This window comes from Pararhizobium sp. IMCC3301 (assembly GCF_030758315.1).
Classification (GTDB): Bacteria; Pseudomonadota; Alphaproteobacteria; order Rhizobiales.
The window spans coordinates 1,161,119-1,182,247 of the sequence record NZ_CP132336.1 but is presented as its reverse complement, the minus strand read 5'-3'; the positions used below and the strand labels follow the sequence as shown (position 1 = coordinate 1,182,247).

At 54.8% G+C, this 21,129-nt stretch carries 19 protein-coding genes and 1 pseudogene; 18 read left to right on the top strand and 2 right to left on the bottom strand.

Going from position 1 to position 21,129, the window contains the following annotated elements:
• Positions 1 to 275 precede the first annotated feature (275 nt).
• The 16 genes and pseudogenes from RAL88_RS21685 to RAL88_RS05565 all read left to right on the top strand — a co-directional run bounded on the left by RAL88_RS21685 (position 276) and on the right by RAL88_RS05565 (position 17,731).
• Positions 276 to 908, top strand: coding sequence for a glycosyltransferase family 4 protein (locus tag RAL88_RS21685; protein WP_371932144.1), 633 nt, complete (start codon positions 276 to 278; stop codon positions 906 to 908).
• Between the two features lie 23 nt (positions 909 to 931).
• On the top strand, positions 932 to 1,735 hold the full coding sequence (locus RAL88_RS05640) for a class I SAM-dependent methyltransferase (protein ID WP_306267874.1): 804 nt from the start codon (positions 932 to 934) through the stop codon (positions 1,733 to 1,735).
• A 27-nt stretch (positions 1,736 to 1,762) separates the two neighbouring features.
• On the top strand, positions 1,763 to 2,599 hold the full coding sequence (locus RAL88_RS05635) for an FkbM family methyltransferase (RefSeq protein ID WP_306267873.1): 837 nt from the start codon (positions 1,763 to 1,765) through the stop codon (positions 2,597 to 2,599).
• A complete protein-coding gene (locus tag RAL88_RS05630; RefSeq protein WP_306267871.1) occupies positions 2,599 to 3,762 on the top strand; it encodes a glycosyltransferase in 1,164 nt (387 codons plus the stop codon). Before RAL88_RS05635 ends, RAL88_RS05630 begins: the two co-directional genes overlap by 1 nt.
• A gap of 569 nt (positions 3,763 to 4,331) precedes the next feature.
• Positions 4,332 to 5,459: a non-hydrolyzing UDP-N-acetylglucosamine 2-epimerase gene (wecB, locus tag RAL88_RS05625; RefSeq protein ID WP_306267869.1), complete on the top strand. Its 1,128-nt coding sequence runs from the start codon at positions 4,332 to 4,334 to the stop codon at positions 5,457 to 5,459.
• A gap of 15 nt (positions 5,460 to 5,474) precedes the next feature.
• Positions 5,475 to 6,608: a glycosyltransferase family 4 protein gene (locus RAL88_RS05620; protein ID WP_306267867.1), complete on the top strand. Its 1,134-nt coding sequence runs from the start codon at positions 5,475 to 5,477 to the stop codon at positions 6,606 to 6,608.
• 25 nt (positions 6,609 to 6,633) lie between these two features.
• Positions 6,634 to 7,845 (top strand): oligosaccharide flippase family protein, encoded by a 1,212-nt coding sequence (locus RAL88_RS05615; RefSeq protein ID WP_306267866.1) that lies wholly within the window; start codon positions 6,634 to 6,636, stop codon positions 7,843 to 7,845.
• Between the two features lie 101 nt (positions 7,846 to 7,946).
• Positions 7,947 to 9,021, top strand: a pseudogene (locus tag RAL88_RS05610) (IS630 family transposase).
• Between the two features lie 234 nt (positions 9,022 to 9,255).
• Positions 9,256 to 9,906 (top strand): imidazole glycerol phosphate synthase subunit HisH, encoded by a 651-nt coding sequence (gene hisH, locus RAL88_RS05605; RefSeq protein WP_306267865.1) that lies wholly within the window; start codon positions 9,256 to 9,258, stop codon positions 9,904 to 9,906.
• Entirely contained in the window at positions 9,888 to 10,733 is an 846-nt protein-coding gene (locus RAL88_RS05600; RefSeq protein ID WP_306267864.1) for a HisA/HisF-related TIM barrel protein, read from the top strand. Before hisH ends, RAL88_RS05600 begins: the two co-directional genes overlap by 19 nt.
• Before the next feature lie 10 nt (positions 10,734 to 10,743).
• Positions 10,744 to 11,907 (top strand): N-acetyl sugar amidotransferase, encoded by a 1,164-nt coding sequence (locus RAL88_RS05595; RefSeq protein ID WP_306267862.1) that lies wholly within the window; start codon positions 10,744 to 10,746, stop codon positions 11,905 to 11,907.
• 14 nt (positions 11,908 to 11,921) lie between these two features.
• The gene (gene wecB / locus RAL88_RS05590) at positions 11,922 to 12,995 is read left to right on the top strand and encodes a non-hydrolyzing UDP-N-acetylglucosamine 2-epimerase (RefSeq protein WP_306267860.1); all 1,074 of its coding nucleotides are present in this window, start codon (positions 11,922 to 11,924) and stop codon (positions 12,993 to 12,995) included.
• Positions 12,992 to 14,326: a glycosyltransferase gene (locus tag RAL88_RS05585; protein WP_306267859.1), complete on the top strand. Its 1,335-nt coding sequence runs from the start codon at positions 12,992 to 12,994 to the stop codon at positions 14,324 to 14,326. Before wecB (RAL88_RS05590) ends, RAL88_RS05585 begins: the two co-directional genes overlap by 4 nt.
• A gap of 225 nt (positions 14,327 to 14,551) precedes the next feature.
• Complete coding sequence (locus tag RAL88_RS05580) at positions 14,552 to 15,235, top strand: hypothetical protein (protein ID WP_306267858.1); 684 nt, start codon at positions 14,552 to 14,554, stop codon at positions 15,233 to 15,235.
• 31 nt (positions 15,236 to 15,266) lie between these two features.
• On the top strand, positions 15,267 to 17,015 hold the full coding sequence (locus tag RAL88_RS05575) for a carbamoyltransferase C-terminal domain-containing protein (protein ID WP_306267856.1): 1,749 nt from the start codon (positions 15,267 to 15,269) through the stop codon (positions 17,013 to 17,015).
• Between the two features lie 44 nt (positions 17,016 to 17,059).
• A complete protein-coding gene (locus tag RAL88_RS05565) occupies positions 17,060 to 17,731 on the top strand; it encodes an IS110 family transposase (RefSeq protein WP_371932164.1) in 672 nt (223 codons plus the stop codon).
• Between the two features lie 60 nt (positions 17,732 to 17,791).
• On the opposite strand, the gene RAL88_RS05560 is transcribed toward RAL88_RS05565, so the two are convergent.
• Positions 17,792 to 18,724, bottom strand: a complete 933-nt coding sequence (locus RAL88_RS05560; protein WP_306267854.1) for a tyrosine-type recombinase/integrase — start codon at positions 18,722 to 18,724, stop codon at positions 17,792 to 17,794.
• A gap of 14 nt (positions 18,725 to 18,738) precedes the next feature.
• On the opposite strand from RAL88_RS05560, the gene RAL88_RS05555 reads away from it, so the two are divergent.
• Together RAL88_RS05555 and RAL88_RS05550 are read left to right on the top strand one after the other, a co-directional pair.
• Positions 18,739 to 18,981 (top strand): helix-turn-helix domain-containing protein, encoded by a 243-nt coding sequence (locus RAL88_RS05555; RefSeq protein ID WP_306267852.1) that lies wholly within the window; start codon positions 18,739 to 18,741, stop codon positions 18,979 to 18,981.
• An 18-nt stretch (positions 18,982 to 18,999) separates the two neighbouring features.
• Entirely contained in the window at positions 19,000 to 19,668 is a 669-nt protein-coding gene (locus RAL88_RS05550; RefSeq protein ID WP_306267851.1) for a YdcF family protein, read from the top strand.
• Here the strand turns inward: RAL88_RS05550 and RAL88_RS05545 are convergent.
• Entirely contained in the window at positions 19,665 to 21,011 is a 1,347-nt protein-coding gene (locus RAL88_RS05545; protein WP_306267850.1) for an IS5 family transposase, read from the bottom strand. The genes RAL88_RS05550 and RAL88_RS05545 overlap by 4 nt on opposite strands.
• Positions 21,012 to 21,129 lie beyond the last annotated feature (118 nt).

The window sequence follows — 21,129 nt, the reverse complement described above, 5'->3', positions numbered from 1 at the left end:
TCGAGATTGTCCACGCCCACATAGGCAATCTGCACAAGCGTGGCCGCGCGGCGCAGATTCACGCCCTCTTCGCGCTAGCCGTGTTGACGTGGAAGTTGCGGCCTGGACGGATCTACCTGAACCAGGCTGGCCTAGGCCGACTGCTCCTGCCTGTCGCGCGTTTGCTGGGCGTGCCATTGGCGTTGCATGTGCGCATTCTCGAGGATGTGCCCCGCGTCACTGCCTTGCGCGGTACAGCCCGCGCTCCGCTGGATCTCATATTTATCAGTGACGCCATGGAGGAGGCCGCAGGAGACGCGCCACTTCCAGCCCATACCCACCGACACAAGGCTTACGATGTATACCTATTGGCACCTCAGCCCGCACCCCTGCCCGAAGAGGCCCCTTTTGCCAGTGTAGGGCGACTGTCGCATGGAAAGGGGATGCATTTGTTGGTCGAGGCGCTCGGGCAAGCCGTGCTCATAGATTCGAGCGCGCATTTCTATGGCGCCGGAGTTGAAGGAGACGATTATGCAGTTCAGCTGAAGCAGCAGGCGCAGCCACTGGGAGACCGCATCCGTTTTATGGGCTTTCGCCGTGACGTGTCGCAGCGCTTGCCGGCCTACCGGTTTATGGTCTCGACTTCGCGCTACGAGTCGTTGGGCCGGGTAGTAATGGAAGCTTGGGAGGCCGGACTGGTTCCGATCGTCTATGGCGCCAGCGGCGGTGCGGTCGAGATCGTGCGCAAATCCGGAGGCGGGCTGATATTTGACGATTGGAGCGCCGAGGGGCTGGCTCGAACCTTGTATGCAGCGTTGAAGATGAGCGACGACGACCGCCGCGCCATGTCCGCGGCAGGCCGCACCTGGACTGAACGAAGGCTTGGTCTCAATGAATACAGGGCAGCTCTGTCGGGAGTTCTATTTTGAACGAATTTCACAGGAGTAATCAGATGCTACGATCAAAGACTGAGGTCCGAAGCGTTGCACGCAAGGTATTGCGGATACTGCCAAAACCTATGGCTGAACTTCTGCGCAGCGCCAAGCGCTGGGTTCTGAACCAGCGCTCGTGTCAAACTGTGTTCCGCCAGATTGCCCGGAACAACACCTGGGACGGCACCGAAAGCGTATCGGGGCCAGGTTCGACGATGGAGGCCACCTCGCTGCTGCGCGCCGCTCTACCAGATTTGCTGGAGAAATATGAAATCCGCAGCTTTCTCGACATCCCTTGTGGCGATGCCTACTGGATCAGCCAGGCACTGCCAGCGGGCATTGAATATGTGGGCGCCGACATCGTATCGGGACTGATTGAGCGCAACCGGGCGGAAAAGGGTGACTTTGGCCAGTTCAAGGTGCTGGATCTCGTAAACTCTGAGTTGCCGACCTGCGATCTAGTGATGGTGCGGGACTGCCTGATCCATCTCCCCAACAAGGCAGTCATACAGGCTTTGCAGAACATAAGGCGTTCCGGTGCACGCTATCTGCTGACGACTACCTACCCGGATTGGGCTCAGAACATCGACATCGAGTTCGGTGGCTTCCGTCCCGTCGATCTGGAGAAGGCCCCCTTCTGTCTGCCTCAACCGTTGGTGATGATCCTGGAAACGGAACACTCACAGAGCGGCAAGACCATGTGCCTCTGGACGGTGGCCGATCTTCCGGAATGTTTTTTGCCAACGTCAGCGGGTCGCAGGTCCGTCATGCGGCACGATTCAAAGGGACAGGTATTGCTCACAGGGCCCCCAGTCTTCGCATAATACGCTTCCAACAGGAGGGAAACTCAGATGAATCTTGCCACAAGATGCGCCCGCAACTTACGCTTCCTCTCCAACCTCCGCGGATGGCGGAGAGTAGCTCAGAAGCTGGCACCACGCGATCCACATAGCAGCTTTCGAGTGAAGAACCGGCATGGAGTCCATTCCGGCCGTATGTCTGATTACATCCAGCGGCAACTCTATTTGTTTGGCGGATACGAGCAGGATGAGATCGATGCCTTTCTTTCCAATATTCCACTGGAGCGTCACGGCGTGCTTCTTGACATCGGCGCCAATATCGGTGTCCATAGCATAGCTTTTTCCCGACATTTTGACAGGGTGATCGCGTTCGAACCCAATCCGACCCTTTGGGCGGATTTCGTACGTATGCGTGCGGACAACGAGGCGGACAACCTGGCGCTCGTAAAATGCGCGCTGGGATCGGAGAATGGTGAACTGCCATTCTTCTTGGTGGATAACTTCAACTTGGGCCTAGGCACACTGGTTCAGGATGAACAGTATGACCGTCCCTTGAAGAAGGCCCATGATGTACCGGTACGCATCGGAACGGAGGTCTTGGCGGAACAGGGCATCGGCAAGGTCGATGTGATCAAGATCGATGTGCAGGGCTTCGAACTGGAAGTCATGCGTGGCTTGGCTGACATTGTGGAGCGTAACAGGCCGATCATCTGGATGGAGTTCGCCGAGGCGCTGCACAATACGCCGAAAGATCAGCAGTTAATGCAGTTCCTTTTGCAGGGGCGCAATCTGTACCAGTTTCTCGTCAGAGGTTCGGTTCTCCGTCGCATCGAGCTCCGCAAGATCGACGGCATGCCCGTAACTACTGGGGACTACGTTATTATCTGATGCGTGTTCTCATTTTCGCTCCCAATTATCTGCCTGCCACGCGCTATGGTGGGCCGGTCCGTTCCACTCACGGGCTGGCGCGAGCGCTTGCGGCGTTGGGTTGCGAAGTCGAGGTTCTCACCACAGATGTAGACGGTCCAGATCGGCTTGACGTGCCGTTGGATCGGCCGGTCGAGATGGACGGGGTAGAGGTGCATTACTGCCCGATCACAACGCCGCGGCGACTCTATTTCAGCCCGGCTATGGCGCGGCTGGCCCATCGGCTGGTGCCGAAAGTGGATGCGGTACATGTTAACGGCATGTTCCTTTGGCCTGGCCCGCTCATCTCACGCGCGGCACTGCGTGCCGACGTGCCTCTCGTAATTTCGCCACGAGGGATGCTTATGCCCGAGATGGTAGCGGGAAAGTCGCGACTAGCCAAAACCGGCTGGATCCGCTTGCTAGAACGCGCGAACCTGGCCGCCGCACAGGCGATACACGTAACCTCTGAGAGCGAGGCCGCGGGGCTGCGCGCTATGGGGCTGGACCTTGCACCGTTAGCGGTGATCGGCAACGGCGTGGACGGGCCCGGCTTGGCCCCGACGCAGGCCGCGATCGACGCGGTCTGGGGCGACGTAGCGCCGGGGCGACGGGTTGCCTTCCTGGCGCGACTGGACTGGACAAAGGGGGTTGAGATGGCGATCTCCGCCGCGCGCGCGCATCCTGATGCAGTGATCCGCATCGCCGGGCACGACCAGATCGGACTGCGAGCCCAGCTAGAGCCGCAACTTATCCGCGACGACGGCAGTTCCTGTGGTGCCTTCCTGGGGCCGCTCGACGGCGAGGCTAAATGGGCTTTTCTGGCTGGGGCGGATGTGTTGCTCGTACCTTCGGTGCGCGAAAGCTTTGGCATGTCCGTAGCCGAGGCTTTGGCCGTGGGTGTCCCGGTCATCGCCACCGAGGGCGTGGGCGCGGCCGGTCTGTTGCGCCGGCTTGATCCGTCCTTGGTGGTGCCGCGCGACCAGAAGGCGCTTGACGCCGCGCTGACGGCGCTGCTGGCTGATGGCAACCGCCGCACTCGGATCGGGCTGGCGGCTCGCGAACTTGCAAAGACTGCTTTGTCCTGGAAAGGCATCGCGACAAAGATGGCGGCACTTTATGCCAACCAGACGACGGCGGATTGACTGGGCTTAGGATGATACTGAACGGTTACGTACGCTCGCCTTTCCTGCGCGCCGTCGCGACGCTTAGCAGCGGAAATGCGTTGGTGATGGCGGTGCCGATCCTGGCGGCGCCGCTGCTTGGGCGGCTCTATGTGCCAGCCGATTATGGCGCGCTCGCACAATACATGGCGCCAGCGGCGATCCTAGGAGTGCTGGTCAGCCTCCAGTTTCAGCACGCCATAATTGCCGAACGGAAGGAGCGTTCGGCAGGAGCCGCAGCATGGCTTTGTGGCTGTGCCACTGACTGTGGCCGGGCCGAGTCCCAAGACGGAGAATCACATCCTGATCTTTGCGCCCAACTATTTGCCAGCCACTGACTATGCTGGTTCGGAGCGTTCGGCTCTATGTCTTAATCTCGATCACTTGTGAAACGCCGCGCAAAACTTTTATCTAGCCATTGAAGTGTTTTTCGGAAAATTAATCATTGTTTTCATTGAGTACAATTATGAATATGGGGCGGACCCAGATAACTCAAAAAGGGAGTCATGCTGAGATCTCATACAGTTTTTTACGTTTTCGCAAGAGGTCACATGCGTAATATTCTACTAATTGCGGGTACTCGTCCCGAGGCAATTAAAATTGCCCCAATTGCGCTCGAAGCCGCCGAAAGGGACGGTATCAAATGCCTTATTGTTGATACCGGCCAGCACAAAGATTTACTTGGTCCCGCGCTTGGCGCATTTGGCCTCCAATCGCAAATCCGACTCGATCTCAAGCGTAGCACCGGCACTCTGTCCGAACTTGCATCTAGGCTTTTTGCCTCCTTCGAGAAGACATTTTCTGACCACGAAACTGATGCTGTAATCGTTCAGGGGGATACGCTTTCCGTAGGTGTTGCGGCCCAAGCTGCATTTCTCATGCAGTTATCTGTGTTTCACGTGGAAGCCGGGTTGCGTAGCCACGATCTCGAAAACCCGTTTCCGGAAGAAGGTATTCGACGGATCATTAGCCAAGTGGCCACGCGTCACTATTGTCCAACTAATCTGGCGCGAGAAAACCTTCTGACAGAGGGCATTGAAGATAATAAGATCCTCGTGACTGGCAACACGATCGTCGATTCAGTGCGGCTCCTAGCAAATACTTCAGACAAGATCGAGTTTCGCGATATTGAGGGATTAAAAGACCTGCCGCGTGAAACGGATGGTTTCACAATTCTTGTGACATGCCATCGTCGGGAAAATCTAGGCGATCCGCTCCGCAGGATTATGCGTGCTATCGAAACGATCCACAGTGAAATTAAAGAAGCGCAAATAATTTTTCCGTTGCACCCTAACCCGAAAGTGAGGTTATTTGTGGAGGAGCGTCTCAACCACTTAGACCGAGTGTATTTGACACCGCCACTCCCTTACCTACAAATGCTCAAAATTATTAAAAATACTCAGGTTATTCTTACAGACTCTGGCGGCATCCAGGAAGAGGCTCCATCTTTTGGGCCTGATCTATTAATTTTGAGAAAAAATACTGAACGGCCTGAAGTGTTGAACTATCCACTGGCTAAGCTGATTGGCACGAAAACTGATGATATTGTAAATGCGGTTTTCGAGTCTTTCAGTCGACGTCGGCTCGGTGTAATTTCCAAAACAATCGTCAACCCTTTCGGTGACGGATTCGCATCGAAGTACATTCTTGATGATCTTGAAGATTTCTTTCGTGCCTGACCGGAAGGTAAATATTTGAAAATCCTGTTATTTGTAGATGACTACCCGGACGAAACGAACCTGCCCGGAGACATGTTCGCGCATACTCGGGCTCGCCTCTACTCGGAAAGGGCCCAAGTTCTCGTTTTGCGACGAGCAAAAAAAAGTCGCCGACTCGCATACGAAAAAATTGCAATAAGGGATTACGTCACCAGTGATGAGGCGCTCGCCCAAGTCGTGGAATATCAACCCGACATTGCAGCAGTGCATTTTGCAAGCGAGCCATTCATTTCAGAGTTGAGCCCGTTTCTGGCATGTCCTCTAATTGTTTGGGTGCACGGTTTCGAAGCGCTCGCTTGGCACAGGCGCAGGTTTGACATGCAACTAAGCGATTGGTTGCCCAATCGTGTTTTGTTTCGGCACATGCGAAGTAGGCAGCGGTTAGGCAGTTTTGCGAAATTAATCGACCGCTCAAATGCTGGCAACCCTATTCATTTCGTTTTCGTATCAAACTGGATGAAAAAAGTGTGCGAGGCAGATACGCAACGACAGGTACGCTGTCACTCGACTATTCCAAACCCAATTGATGTCACCCGTTTTGTCAATTCCCCTTTTGGGCCTCGCAGGAGAAACCTACTCGTCATTCGATCTAGCAGAACGTTAAAGTATGCTCCGGACATTGTGGCTAATGTTGTGAGCAATGTCATCAAACAGGGTAACGGGAATTTTTCTTGCCGGATATTTAGCGATGGCGCCCTATTTGACAAGTATTTTGCGCCTTTATCGCGTATCGACCGTATCGAAGTACATCGGGGGTTTCTGTCGCAAGAAGAAATCATTGAACAACACAAATGGGGAGGTTTCTTCATTTGCCCGACCAGACAAGATGCACAGGGAGTGTCAATGTGCGAGGCAATGGCGAGTGGACTTATTGTAGCCACAATACCTGTGACCGCGATACCAGAATTTATTTCAGATGAAATAGCCGTCCTTTCCAAATCGGCTGCGGGTTTAGTGAAAGGCATCTTGGAAGTCGCCAAAGATGCCCAATTGGAGGCGAATATGAGCCAAGCTGCGGCGGCCCACATTTCTGCGACGCTGGACGCATCCACTATTGTTGAGCGAGAGCTTCGATTGATGAGACGTTATGCGTTCAACACGGCTGTATAAGCGCCTTTCCCACCACATTTGGCCTATGGCACAATTGTCAGGAAGTGCCAGCTTTGCAGCGCTGTTGCCGTTATTCTCTGCGCCGGTCAATACTCGTCTTTATACTCCGGGTTCATTTGGCCAACTGGCTATGGTGATGGCTATTACAAGCCTTTTGGTAATCCCATATGTAGCCGGGTTTTCGCGCGTAATCTTGTTGGCTAAAAGTGCCACTGATGCAGATAATAATTTTCGATCCTTGGTTTCAACTTTAACTCTCCCCTGCTTTTTGCTGACCGTTTTGGCTCCGATGAGCGCAATTTTTGGCAAAGAAATTCTGCTTCTTTCGGTCTTCTCGGTGATTTCCTTTGCATTGGCCTCCTTCTTGTCCCTGGGTACCTCGTGGCTCATCTTCAACTCGCGTTTCAAAGAGCTGTCGTCAATTCGTATTTCACAAGCGTTTTCAGCGGCTTTTTTTAGTATTACTCTAGGTTTCTTGGGCATGGGCGGACTTGGCATCCTATTCGGTCATATTCTTGGCCAATTCTTCGGTGTCGTTCTTCTTTGGAGGTTTGTTCCATCCTTCAATTTTCGTCTTAGAAGTGCGTTTCAGACGATTGCGTCCACAGTAAATTCGAATAAGTTATTTTTTGTCACTTCACTTCCTGCAGAAATTCTGAACACGGTTACACGAGTGATGCCAGCGTTCATGTTTTCAATATTTCTAGGGCCGACTTTCCTCGGTCATTTCAATATGGCAAGCCGATTACTGGATTTACCAGCAAGCTTGATCAGTTCTGCCTTCTCCCAGTACTTCCAAGGTCTTGCAATAAATCGCAACACGGCCGGTAAACCTCTATTGCCGCTCGTTCTGAGTTACTCCTTTGTGGTGTTTGTAGTCGGCGCACCTTTCTTCGTACTCGGGACGTCCTATGCCCCTAATCTGGCGGATTGGGTCTTGGGCGATGACTGGCGGGTGTCGGGAGAGATCGCCCAATATCTGAGTATTTATGTGTTTTTACGAATGGTCGTAAGCCCAGTGACATTTGTAATATTTCTAAATAAAGCGTTCATTGTTTCTCTGATAATGGATATTGTACTCGCTGTTGCAGTTTTTATAGGGCTTTTCGTGAGTCTCTACTTTTTCGAAAATTCTTGGTTAGCGGTATTGTGTTTCAGCGTCATTTATTCATTAAGTTATCTGGTTTCTTTCGGGCTAGTTTGTTATTTTGCCAATAAGCCAGCAATTCGTAAATAGGTTAAAAAGGCAGATCAGAACTTGGATTCTAGTGGATTGGATGAGACAAAAGCGTTCGAATTGGGATTCCATTTTGCGCTGTTATATGAGATTGTTTTTGAATGCGTACAAGAATTTTATTTACCGTTCTACGACCGATTGAAAACGGCTTGAGCTGATCATCAAGAACCCACAATCGCCGCAAAAGCATGTTTGGCGTTGTCTGATCATTCTTCGGAGGGTGTTGGTATCTCAGCCATCATGTCTGCTACAGGCAAAAACAAAAGCACGGTGTGGCGTTGGCAGGAGCGGTTCATGCAGGAAGGTGTTGACGGCCTTTTGCATGACAAGACACGCCCGCCGGGTACACCGCCGATCGCACCTCATCGTGTCGAGGAGATCATCGCGCTGACGCTCAAGCCGCCACCGCATGAAGCAACGCACTGGACGGTGCGGGCGATGGCCAGGGTGGCAGGTATTGCAGCCTCGAGGGTGCAGACGATCTGGAAGGCCCACGGTCTTGCTCCACACCGGTTTCGCCAGTTCAAACTGTCCAACGACCCGCGGTTTGTCGAAAAACTGCATGATATTGTTGGGCTTTACGTCTCCCCACCGGCCCATGCGGTGGTGCTGTCAATCGATGAGAAGTCGCAGATACAGGCTCTTGATCGCACCCAACCGGGATTGCCGATGAAGAAGGGGCGAGGTGCAACGATGACGCACGATTACAAACGCAATGGCACAACGACCCTGTTCGCCGCCCTCAACGTTTTGGATGGAACCATCATCGGGCAGAACATGCAGCGCCACCGGCATCAGGAGTTCATTCGGTTTCTCAACCAGATCGAACGGTCTGTCCCAAAGCAAAAGGAAATTCACGCCATCGTGGACAATTATGCGGCCCACAAGAAAGACAAGGTGCACCAATGGCTGCAACGCCATCCACGCTGGACCCTGCACTTCACCCCGACATCAAGCTCATGGCTCAACGCAGTTGAAGGTTTCTTTGCAAAGCTGACCCGCCGAAGGCTCAAGCATGGCGTGTTCTACACACTCGTCGACCTGCAAGCCGCGATCAACCGCTTCATCAAGGAATACAACGCCAACGACGCCAAACCATTCATATGGAAAGCAGACCCTGACAAGATCATCGCCGCTCGAAACCGAGGGTTCCAAACATTGGAATCAATCCACTAGGTGGTAATGCGGATTGTAAAAAACGGGCCATTTACCATGGTCGGTCACGGCGTGGTCGTGGCCAAATCCTTTCCCGAGAGCTATTGCGTTCTGGTCGGCGCGCCGGCCAGCTTCATGAGGACGCTCTATCCTGGCAATTACCCCAGACACAAAAGCCAAAACGAATGCCACGGATTCATCCCAAATCCCAAATTCCGAATTCGAGGCGTTTCGGCCAGCTGAAGGTCTAATACCATGATCGCAATCATCGACTACGGTGCAGGAAACGTCCGCTCAGTGATGAACATGCTCAGAGCGCTGAACGCAGAGGCGCGGATCGTTACCTCTGGCGATGAACTCGGAGGGGCGTCGCGCATCATCCTACCCGGTGTGGGCCATTTCGATCATGGCATGGCACTGTTGGCTGAACGTGGCTTCATCGAACCGCTAAACCACCTTGTTCTCAAGCAGCGCCTGCCTTTTTTGGGTATTTGTTTGGGTGCGCAGCTAATTGCACGCGGCAGCGAAGAGGGCGACCGGCCCGGGCTGGGTTGGGTGAACGCCGATGTGGTCGCCTTCGATCGGTCTAGGCTGCCTGCCAATTTGCGGGTGCCGCATATGGGTTGGGCCGAGACTTGGGCACCGGAGGCGGTAATCGCTGAAGGCACGCTGCCGCGGTGTTTCGCAGACACGTTCAACGCCAAAACGCGATTTTACTACGTTCATAGCTATCATCTACTGTGCGACGACCAGCACCAGGCGGCGCTGCGCTCATGGCACGGCTATGAGTTCGCGGCTGGCATCGTGGCGGACAACATATTGGGCATGCAGTTCCACCCCGAAAAAAGCCATGAGCATGGCAAGAAGATCTTTTCGGCATTCCTGACATGGCAGCCAGTGGCGTGAGCGAGTCCAAGATACCTCAACTTGGCCCGACCCCGGGCCGCCCTGCGCCTGGTCGGCGCGTGCGCGTGATCCCAACCCTACTTATCGACCGTGACGGACGGCTGGTGAAAACAGTAAAATTCGGTAAGCGCACCTATATCGGCGACCCAATCAACGCGGTACGTATCTTCAACACGAAGCAAGTTGACGAGTTGGTGCTGATCGACATCGATGCCAGCGCCGAAGGCCGCCCGCCAGCCTATGATTTGATCGCAGACATCGCCAGCGAAGCCTTTATGCCTGTGGCATATGGCGGGGGCCTCCAGACCGAGGACCAGTTGGCCCGGGCTTTCGATTGCGGTGTCGAGAAGGTGATCCTATCGGGTGCGCTGGCGCAGGGTACCGGCATGATCGAGGCGGGTGCGCGTCGCTGGGGGGGGCAATCAATCTCTGTCTGCCTGCCGGTGGCGCGCAACTGGCTGGGCAGAGAGCAGGTGCGGCTGAAACGAGGGCGCAAGGCGCTCAAGTCCGATCTGAACGCGATCGTGCGCCAGATAACCGAAGCAGGTGCCGGCGAAATCATCGTCTATTCTATCGACCGCGACGGAACTTGGGAGGGTTATGACACGGCGCTGCTGCGGAAGGTCGCTGATGCGACAACGTTGCCGGTCGTGGCTTGCGGCGGTGCCGGCAGCGCCGCCGATTTTCGTCCCGCCATTCTCGAGGCCGGCTGTGCTGCCGTCGCGGCCGGCAGCTTGTTTGTTTTCCAGCGTAAGGGCCGCGGCGTCCTGATAAGCTATCCTCAGCAAGACAAGCTTATGGCAGAGCTCTTTGTACACCTTAACTGATAGGACAGCTATGAACCAGCATCCGCCCCTGCACCACCAGGTCTGCAAGATAACTGTGATGGACACCACTGACCCAGACATCCGGTTCGACGAGAACGGCGTCTGCAACTATGTGGCCGAATTTGAGGCCTTTTCTCAAGCACAGCCAGATTCAAAGGAGCGACAGCGGCGGCTAAACGCGCTGATCAATAGTATCAAGTCCCAAGGACAGGGCCAGCAATACGACTGCCTATTGGGCGTGTCAGGCGGCGTCGATAGTTCCTACTTGGCCTATTTGGCCCATGAATGGGGGCTACGGCCGCTGATCGTGCATTTCGACAACGGCTGGAACTCGGAACTAGCGGTTAAGAACATCGAGGAGATGGTCACTCGGTTGGGGTTCGACCTCGAGACCTTCGTTGTCGACTGGGATGCCTTCCGTGAGTTACAGGCGGCTTACTTCCGTGCCTCAGTAGTCGATATCGAAATTCCCACCGACCACCTGATCTTTGCAGCGTTGAACCAGATCGCCGCGAAGCGAAACATCCGGGTGCTGCTGTCAGGCCACAACAACGCCACCGAATGGCTGCTGCCCAAACCTTGGTATTACAGCAAGTTCGACCTGCGCAATATGGTCGACATCAACCGCCAATACGGCCGCGGCAGCCTAGCCAAGCTGCCTAAGCTGGGGGTCTGGCAGCAGTTTTACTACTACCATTTCAAGAGAATCCGCATGGTCCAGCCGCTGCAGCTGATCGACTTCAATAAGGCGCGCGCCAAACGGTTCCTTATCGACGAGATGGGATGGCGCGATTATGGTGGCAAACACCATGAATCGATCTTTACTCGCTTCTACCAAGGTTACATGCTGCCTAATAAGTTTGGTATCGACAAACGCAAAGCACACTTATCGAACCTGATTCTGACGGGGCAAATCACCCGGCACGAAGCGTTGCGGGAACTTCAAATGCCTCCCTATGACGAAGATCAGCAGTTGGAGGATAAGCGCTATGTCGCTAAGAAACTAGGTTTCAGTGAGGAGGAGTTTGACCAAATCATGGTCGAGCCGGTGCGCGATCACCGCGAGTTCAGGACCGATGAAAAGGACCGTGAACTATATTTCAAGATTGCACGTGCTTATGGCCGCGTGCGCGCCGGTCTTCAGATAAAAAAACGCCCCTACCACTTTTGCTAAACGGTCAATGTAACATGGCTAAACTCAACATCGTCTCTGTCATCGGTGCGCGACCCCAATTTGTCAAAGCGGCTATCGTCTCTAAAGCGTTGCGAGAGGCTGGCATGCATGAGATTGTTGTGCATTCAGGACAGCATTACGACCATGCAATGAGCGGTCAATTTCTCGAGGATCTCGGGATCGAGATTGACGCTAATCTTGAGGTGGGCTCAGGGAGTCACGCCGTGCAGACCGCGCAAGTTATGACCAAGTTTGAGGCCTATCTCGAGGGCCTCGAGACGCCTGCCGATGCGGTAATAGTCTATGGCGACACCAATTCGACGATCGCCACGGCGCTGGTGGCAGCCAAAGTTCATATCCCCATTGTGCATGTCGAGGCAGGCTTGCGCAGCTATAACAAGGCGATGCCAGAAGAAGTGAATCGTGTGGTGACTGACCACCTGTCTCAAATCCTGTTCTGCTCATCCCAAGAAGGGCGCGCCAATCTCGCAAAGGAGGGTGTGACCGAAGGCGTGTTCGTCACCGGCGATGTAATGCTAGACGCTTTCCAGCACTTCTCGGGGCGGATACAGTACGGGGCTATAGCGGAGCGTGTCTTGGGCGCCCCGAGGACCGGCTTCATCCTGATGACGCTGCACCGACCGTCCAACACCGACGATCCTCGTGTCCTGCCTAGGCTTAAGATGTTTCTGGAGCGGGTCGACCACCCAGTGATCTGGCCAGTACATCCGCGTTTCCGCAAGGCGGTTGATGCGGCGGGTCTGCCGGAACATGTGCACCTGATCGACCCGGTGGGCTATTTCCAGATGCTGGACCTGCTGAACGGCTGCGATCACGTAATCACTGATTCTGGCGGGTTGCAAAAAGAGGCCTATTGGGCACGGCGCTCCTGCATAACGCTGCGTGAGGAGACTGAATGGGTCGAGACGCTTCAGGGCAACTGGAACGTGTTAGCCAATCTCGACGATGATGTGCCGGGCCTGCTGGAACGCACGCCCAGTACTAACTGGATTCCGCTGTACGGCCACGGCACTGCCTGCGCGACGATCACGAAGTTGCTGCTGGAAAATGTGAAGAGTCGGGCATGATCGACGTCCTGATGATCGCGCTACAATTCGCGCCAGTGCAATCGACCGGAGCGTTCCGCAGCATCGAGTTCGCCCGGCGTCTATCGGCCTTGGGTATTCGACCCACCGTGATCACGATCCACCCCGATCAGGCCGCTCGAATCTTTGGCGGCAAGGTAAACCCGGACCTGTCCGAAGGCTTGGTCGGGGTGGACATCCGCTACATTCGTGAAGACCAACTGCTTACAGACGAATCCCCGCTGAGGCAGCTGTGGAGGATGCTGACTACGCTAAACGACACGTTCGAGCGCCGCTTCGCCCCGGACCTTGCGCGCGTGCTGGCTCGACTGAAGACTGAACGCTCCTTCGCCGCGGTCTATGCCAGCGCGCCACCATTCGGCGCCACCGGACTTGGCGCCACTGCGGCGCGGGTGTTGGGGGCGCCCTATATTCTGGACATGCGCGACGCTTGGGCGCAGTGGTCACCAGCACCGCAGATCACACGTCTCCATTACGCGCGCAAGTTCCGGGACGAGGCCCAGGCGTTTGCTGCGGCAGATGCAATAGTTGGGGTCACGCGAGAATTGACCAATTTGTTCGCCAAGACCCATGCTGGTCTGCCCACCGATAAACTACACGTCATTCCCAACGGTATTGGTGGAGTAGAGGCGTTTCCCGACCACGCGGCTTGGTACGACACCGGTGACACCGTCGATATCGGCTACGTGGGCAGTTTTTATTATACTCCTCCCAAGCCGGCTTCGCTGAAGGCCCCGCACCGCTTCTTGCACTATGAACCCGGCACCGAGGACTGGAGTTACCGGTCACCGCTTTATTTCTTCAAAGCCTGGCAGGCACTTGAGCAGCGTGCGCCCGATTTTGCCCAGCGCATGCGCTTTCACCATGTCGGCCACACCCCCGACTGGCTTCCCAACATGGCGGCGACGTACTGCTTGGAGGATAAGTGCATTTTTCACGGCCCGCTCCCGCGGCAGGAGATGCCGGTTTTCCTCAAGGATATGTCGGGCCTTCTGGCCACCTCGATGAAACGGTTTGGGGGGCGGGACTACTGCCTAGCTTCGAAATCCTTCGAATATCTTGCTTCTGGAAAGCCGATCATTGCCTTTGTGTGCGAGGGTGCTCAAAAAAGCTTCTTTGAGCGCGTGGGCGGCGCATTGGTCTTCGATCCAGAAGATGCTCATGGCTCAGCCCAAAAGTTACAGGCCTTAGCCGGTCAGGGGCTGATGCTGCCAATCAACAAAGAACACTTGCAGGCCTACGACCTTGATCGTAACGCTGAGCAATTGGCAGCGCTGCTAAAGAAAACAGCGGACCGTCAAAGTGCTCTTTAACCTAAAGAGAATCAAAATTTGCCTTGACACTTTTCCTCGTGAAGGTCCGACTGCGTCGTCGGGGGGCTTCTAAGAGGCACTATTGCTGGCGGTCAACGTCACACTGCAGTCCTCTTGGTTGTCTGTGCCGATCTGGCAGCGCACACCTACGGTTGGGACAAAGCTTCAAGAGGCACTGCAGAAGATCTATCAATACCTGAAGGCAAGCAGGAAAAGGATTTGGCGATGGCTAAGCGTATTGATACTTCAGCGCATCGTAAAAACAGAAATTATGGCCCGTCAGTTTTTTTGCGCAGGGTACTTTGGGCGAGTGCTGCCGTGCTGTTTCGCCTGTCACACCGCCGCACCGGACCGCCACAAATTGGATATGTTGGAAATTTGGCTGCTGAATGGATCGACTGGCTCAACATTCGTGAAATGGTTCAGCGTCAACCGAGCGCCGAGTTTACCTTTTGGGGCCCTTTGCCGAAGGAGTATCAGTCGAAACCAAATTTGGCAGCCATTCTTGAAATGCCGAATTGCGTGTTTCCCGGGCTGACCTCTCCATCGGATATCATAGAAGCCTGCGCAGATATCGATGTCTGGCTGTTGTGTTTCAAAGCTAAGAGGGTCCTGGGCAGGCCCGTTAATTCTCCTAAAATGCTGGAATATCTTGCCACTGGCAAAACCGTGGTTGGAAGCTGGTTAGAGGCGTATCAAGACAGCGAATTGGTATCGCTGGCGGACGAGGGCAGGGCAGATAAAACTCCCGCACTCCTTGATCATGTTCTCGGACAACTCGACAAATTCAACTCGGTAGACTTAATGCGCAGGCGCAGGGAATTCGCCCTGGCACACAGCTATGATCGACATCTTGATCAAATTCTTTCCCTGATTGGATCTGCCCCGGGAAGAGACCCACTTCCCTAACACAGCAACAACTCGGCAATAGGTAGGTAACATGACCGCAATCTTGGGCTTGAACGCCTTTCACCCAGACTCCTCGGCTTGCCTTGTACTCGACGGCAAGCTTGTCGGTGCCGTCACCGAAGAGCGCCTGGGCGACCGGCGCAAGCACACGATGGAGTTTCCGGCGAACGCGATCCGTTGGCTATTGAAAGACGCAGGGCTGCGACTTCGAGACATAACGCACGTTGCTCTTGCGCGGCAGCCAGATGCCAATATTGCAGCAAAGGCAAAGTATGTCCTTTTCAATCCGTCTGTTGGTTTGGAGGCCGTGTCTCGGTTCACATCACGCCAGAGAGGGACAGCCAAGACACTGGATAATCTCTCAGAAATTTGCGGGGAAGACCCTAGCCAAGTGAGCTACAAACTCCACACTGTGGAGCACCATTTGGCGCACATCGCTAGTGCATATTTCATGTCCCCATTTGAAAAATTGACGGCAGGGTTCTCTTATGATGGGTCCGGAGATTTCGTTAGTGCAATGGCGGCGCGCTGCGAGGGCAACACGATTGAAGTTCTCGATAAGGTTGCGGTACCAAACAGTCTTGGGCATTTCTATACCGCGATGTGCCAATTCATCGGATTTGATTTATTTGGCGAAGAGTACAAGGTCATGGGGCTGGCTCCATACGGCGAGGATAAGTACGCCGAAGAGATGGAAAAAATCGTGAAATTGGAAGCCGGGAAATGGTTTCAACTCAACTCCAAGTACTTTTCGATCAGTCGGGGTCTCAGTGAAGCCCAGCTGTCCGACGATCGTCAGATGAAACTGGGACGTATCTTCTCTGACAAACTCATAGAACTGCTTGGTGATCCGAGAGAACGCACCTCCGAAATAACGCAACGCGAAATGGACATTGCTCGTTCAACGCAAGTGCGCTTCGAGCAGGCGGCGGCGCATTGCTTGAATACCCTGGCAACCTACGTTCCGATAGAGCGCCTCGCGATGGCAGGTGGATGCGCGCTGAATGGTGTCATGAATGCATGTATCTATCGCGATTTCCCGGTAGACAGAATGTATCTGCAATCTGCAGCATCAGACGACGGAACTGCCATTGGTGCGGCATATCATTGCTGGCATATGGGTTTGGGGCAGACGGAGCGTTTTGAAATGAAACATTCCTTCTGGGGCCCTGAATATCCCGAATCGCATGTACGCCATGCTGCGGAGGCGTCCGGCTATCCGGTCCATGAATGTCGACAAGAGGACGAAGTGATCAAGCTCGCCGCACAGCATATTGCCGACGGCGCCGTGGTGGGTTGGTATCAGGGCCGCAGCGAATGGGGTCCAAGGGCGCTGGGGAATAGGTCCATTCTGGCCAATCCAGCCATTAAAGACATGAAAGAAACGATCAACAAAAAGATCAAAAAGCGGGAATCCTTCCGCCCCTTTGCGCCATCCGTGCTTCGCGAGGAGATCGGTCGCTTTTTTGAACAGGACATCGAAAGCCCGTTCATGATGCATGTCGTTAAATTCAAACCGGAATGGCGTGACGTATTTCCGGCTGTGACGCACGTAGATGGAACAGGCCGTTTACAGAGCGTGGATGAGGAAAACAACCCTCGGTACTACAAATTGATAAAAGCTCTCAAAGAACGCACTGGGTATGGCATCGTTCTGAATACAAGCTTCAACGAAAATGAACCTGTCGTGGATACGCCGGAACAGGCGATTGCGTGTTTTGAGCGTACGGATATGGATGTTCTGATGCTTGGAAACTTTGTTCTTCTGAAGCCAGCCTAAAGGTCAATCCGCTTCAGGCCCGCCGCTTTGCGCAGGCTCAAGGCATACGGGTAAAAACCGATGCAGTGGATGCCCGGATGTTGGCTCGGATGGGCTCGGCTTTGGAACTGGTTCCCGACGCGCCTGCGGCTGAAGATCAAAATAATCTCAAAGAGTTGCAGATAGCCCGCACCGCGTTGGTAAAGGATCGCACCCGCCTCAAGAACCGTCTCAAGACACAAACCCTGGCCTTCACACGGCGTCAGATGCAAGCCCGCCTTGCCCAGATCGAGCGTCAACTCACCGCACTTCAAGGCGAAATGGAAAGACTGATCAATACGTGTCCAAAACGCACACGGGCCTATGCCATTCTGCGCTCAATTGGTGGAATAGACCAGGTGGCCGCTGCAGCGATTCTCATCGAGTGTCCTGAAATAGGCGCGCTGGGCAAAAAGCAGATCGCTCCCCTTGCCGGTCTGGCGCCAATGACCCGCCAATCCGGGACGTGGAAAGGCAAGGCCTTCATCCAGGGCGGACGCAAACATCTGCGCGATGCACTCTATATGCCCGCCCTCGTGGAATCCAGGTTCAATCCCGACATGCGAGACAAATACCTAGCCATGATCAAGGCGGGAAAACCTGCAAAGTTCGCACTCACCGCCATCATGCGAAAGCTCATTGAACTCGCAAACGCTTTGATCAAAGCCGATAGAAAATGGAAACCAAAACTCGCTTGACCAAGACGGATACTCTAAGTGAAGCAAACACCCGATGTCCACCGTTATCGGGTACTTGGGTCACGCCCAGACATTATGCTCGGCCACCTCCAGATACCGCCCCAGAATATTAATCGACTTCCATCCTCCTGCGCGCATGATTGCCGCTGCGTCATACCCCGCGCAGAGTAAATCCTGTGCCGCACCGACCCGCAACGAATGTCCGCTGAATGTGTCGATGATCTCTTGTTCGAGACCAGCGGCTTTGGCAGCAGATTTCACCAAACGTTTGACTGTCGTCGTACTCAAGTCCCGATCGACCGCCTTGCCCTGATAGATCGGACAGAACAGGTACGTGATGTCCGGACCTCGCCACGCCAGCCAGTCGAGCACAGCTTTTGAGGTAATCTTGGATGTAAACGCGATCCTGCCCTGACCGAAGGGGTCCGCCTTGCTACGCCTGATGATGACGCGTGATGTGCCGTCGCTTAAAAATTCCAGATCGCTTGTTGTCAGGGCAACAAGTTCAGAGCGCCGTGCGAGTAACTCATAGCCCAGAGACAACATGGCCCGGTTGCGTAGTCCCCATGGATTGTCGGGCTGGACGTCGAGGAACCTTTCCAGATACTCCCGCGTTAGGCCCTTTGCCTGTTTTGGACGCGTGTGCTTTGCGCGCCGGATACGGCGGAATGTCAGGTTGATGTCTTCGTCATAAGTGGGGTCCTCTAATTGCAGGAGTCGATGTACTTTCCGGATGGCGTAAAGTCGTCGCCGTACCGTCGACGGCGCTTTATTTGCACCCTGCTCTTGCAGGAAGCGACATACCGTATCCACAGATGCAGGAAAGGCGTCGCATTTATTTTCCTGACACCAAGTCTCGAACGCCTCGACATCCGCACGGTAACTGCGCATTGTTGCAGGTGCATAGGCGCCCTCTAGGCGCTGGAATTGGGAGCGCCAGTCGATAGCTGAATGAGGCACTTTATGGACCATAAATGGAACTTTATAGATCACTTTGGCTGGCGTCAATGATCATACCGCAGCAAATACGCATGGCTAGAGCTGGATTGCGCTGGACGATAGATGACCTCAGCCGAAAAAGTGGTGTCGGGTCGAGCACAATAAAACGCCTCGAAAGCGTAGATGATATTGTTTCGGCGAACATTAGCACTCTGTTCAGAATAGAAGCGTGCCTCGAAGCGGCCGGCATCGAATTCATCGGTGCGCCAGATGACGCCCCCGGCATTCGCATTCATCCCGGCAAAAACTGATCGCAGAGAGAAGATCCATTGGACACGGTCTTTCTTATCGCCAGCAAGACTGCCTGGCTGCTGATCCGGCCGGAGACACTGCTTGTATTTCTCTTTGCCCTGCCACTCGTATGTCTATGGCGCGGGCGCAATGTGGCAGCGACTAGGTCTCTTGTTTTTGCGTTGAGCATTACTATTGCTATCGGCGTGTTTCCCGTTGGCAATCTCGTCCTCAATCCCCTGGAGCGGTCATACCCCGCGAACCCAAAGATCGAGCAAGCAACCGGCATACTCGTTCTCGGCGGTGCAGAAGGTGATGCCCCGGAACACGCACCCAGCATGGCGCAGGTGAACCAAGCCGGGGACCGTCTGATTGCTGCCATGCACCTGGCACGGCGGTTTCCCGAAGCGCTTGTGCTTTATTCGGGCGGCAAAGTTGCGATCACGCCAGCCGCACAAGGCACTTTCGAAGTGGGTCCGGACATCCTGCGACAACTGGGGCTCCCGGAGGACAGGCTGATTGTCGAGGGACGCTCGCGAACGACGGCAGAGAACGCCGTCCTGTCCCGTGTCATGGCACCAGACGCCGCGGGCGCGTGGGTACTGGTCACCAGCGCTTATCACATGCCACGGGCGCTGGGGAGTTTCTGCGCTGCTGGGTGGCGTAACTTGCTTCCTTTCCCGACAGACTACCGCGTCCGTTGTTAAGAAGCCCACTTGCGCGCTGAGAACGGGTTGATTGTCACCAATATTGCGGCGATGATTTTGCACAATAGTTTCCTCAACCACTTGAGGATGATGCGCAGGTTGTAGCCTACGGCGCTCATGACGGCATTGATCTGATCGCCAAGGCGGCCCTTGAGGAAGTTGCGGCCGAGATGTCCGTCGGTTTTGCAATGACCGATGACGGCTTCGATGGCGGATCGCCGCCGGAGTTCCTTCTTGATCTGGCCGTGAACGCCGCGCTTTTGGCCCGATCTGAAGACCCGTCCCGGCTTGGGCGCATCGTGACCGACATAACCCTTATCAACATAGGCCCGCTCAATCTGGCGGCCGGTGAGCGTTTCGGTTTCCTCAATCACCTCCCTCAGGGTGTGACCATCATAGGGATTACCGGGCAGAGCTTTGGCGTGCAGGATGAACTGGCCGCCCTTGCAGCGTTTGTTGGTGGTGGTGAGCGAGACCTTGACGCCGAACTCGTAAGGGGCCCGCGCCTTGCCCTTGCCGATGCACTCAGTCTCCGGAGCGTGCCAGGAATAAAGCTTCCAACCGCGCTGGCGCTGCTTCTGCCCGCGGATTTGCATGGCTCTGGATAATGGCACAGCGAAGGTCTCTTGCAGCCTTTCGTCCCGGTCGATCTTGCGCCGGATGTCTGGGATGATCCGACCCAGCCGGGTGCGCAGGAACTTGATCTGCCGGTTCATGCGCTTGAACTGTTTGGCGTGGGCGTAGCGCCCGGCCATCATGGCCGCCCGTTTGGCAAGCCGGACGTAAGATTGTCTCAAATCAAAGCCGTGCTCCTTTGCCAGCTTGCCCAACTGGCAGATCGCCGTCTCCAGAAGCTTGGAATCAGTGGGAAAGGCAATGTTCTTGGGCTGCACCGTGGTGTCCACTGTGACCCGGGCCAGGTCACGCTTGTTCAAGGCACCGGTCTCATCGGCAATCCTCAGGCTCTCGGCCAACAAAATGTCCAGCCTGTCACCGATACGCTTGCGCCAGTGGCTCATGCCCGAGCGCTCATGCGGCAGTTCGTGCTGGAAGAATTCCTCGCCGGTGAAGTACTGGAAATAGGGATCGTGCACCCAGCGCTCCCAGACCTGCTCATCAGAAAGCGTATAGGTGTGCTTCAACAAAAGCATCCCGATCATGAAGCGCACCGGCTCCGCTGGCCGGCCTTGGTCGGAGAAACAATCCGCCAATTGCGCATCGAGCCAGGCCCAGTCGATCTTGTCCGCAAGGACGACAAGTTCATGCTTCATGTTGATGATCTGATCGAGGCGAGCACGGAACAGATCATCGTGCCGTGCCTTTTGCTGCTGTTTTGGTCGCATCCGATCCTCCAGGAATCATTCCCCTGAGAGAATCACAAACGGCCCAGAAAATGAATCCCAAAACGCAAGAAAACAACCGACAAAACCGGCCTTTCTTGCGAAAAACGTTGCTTCAAAT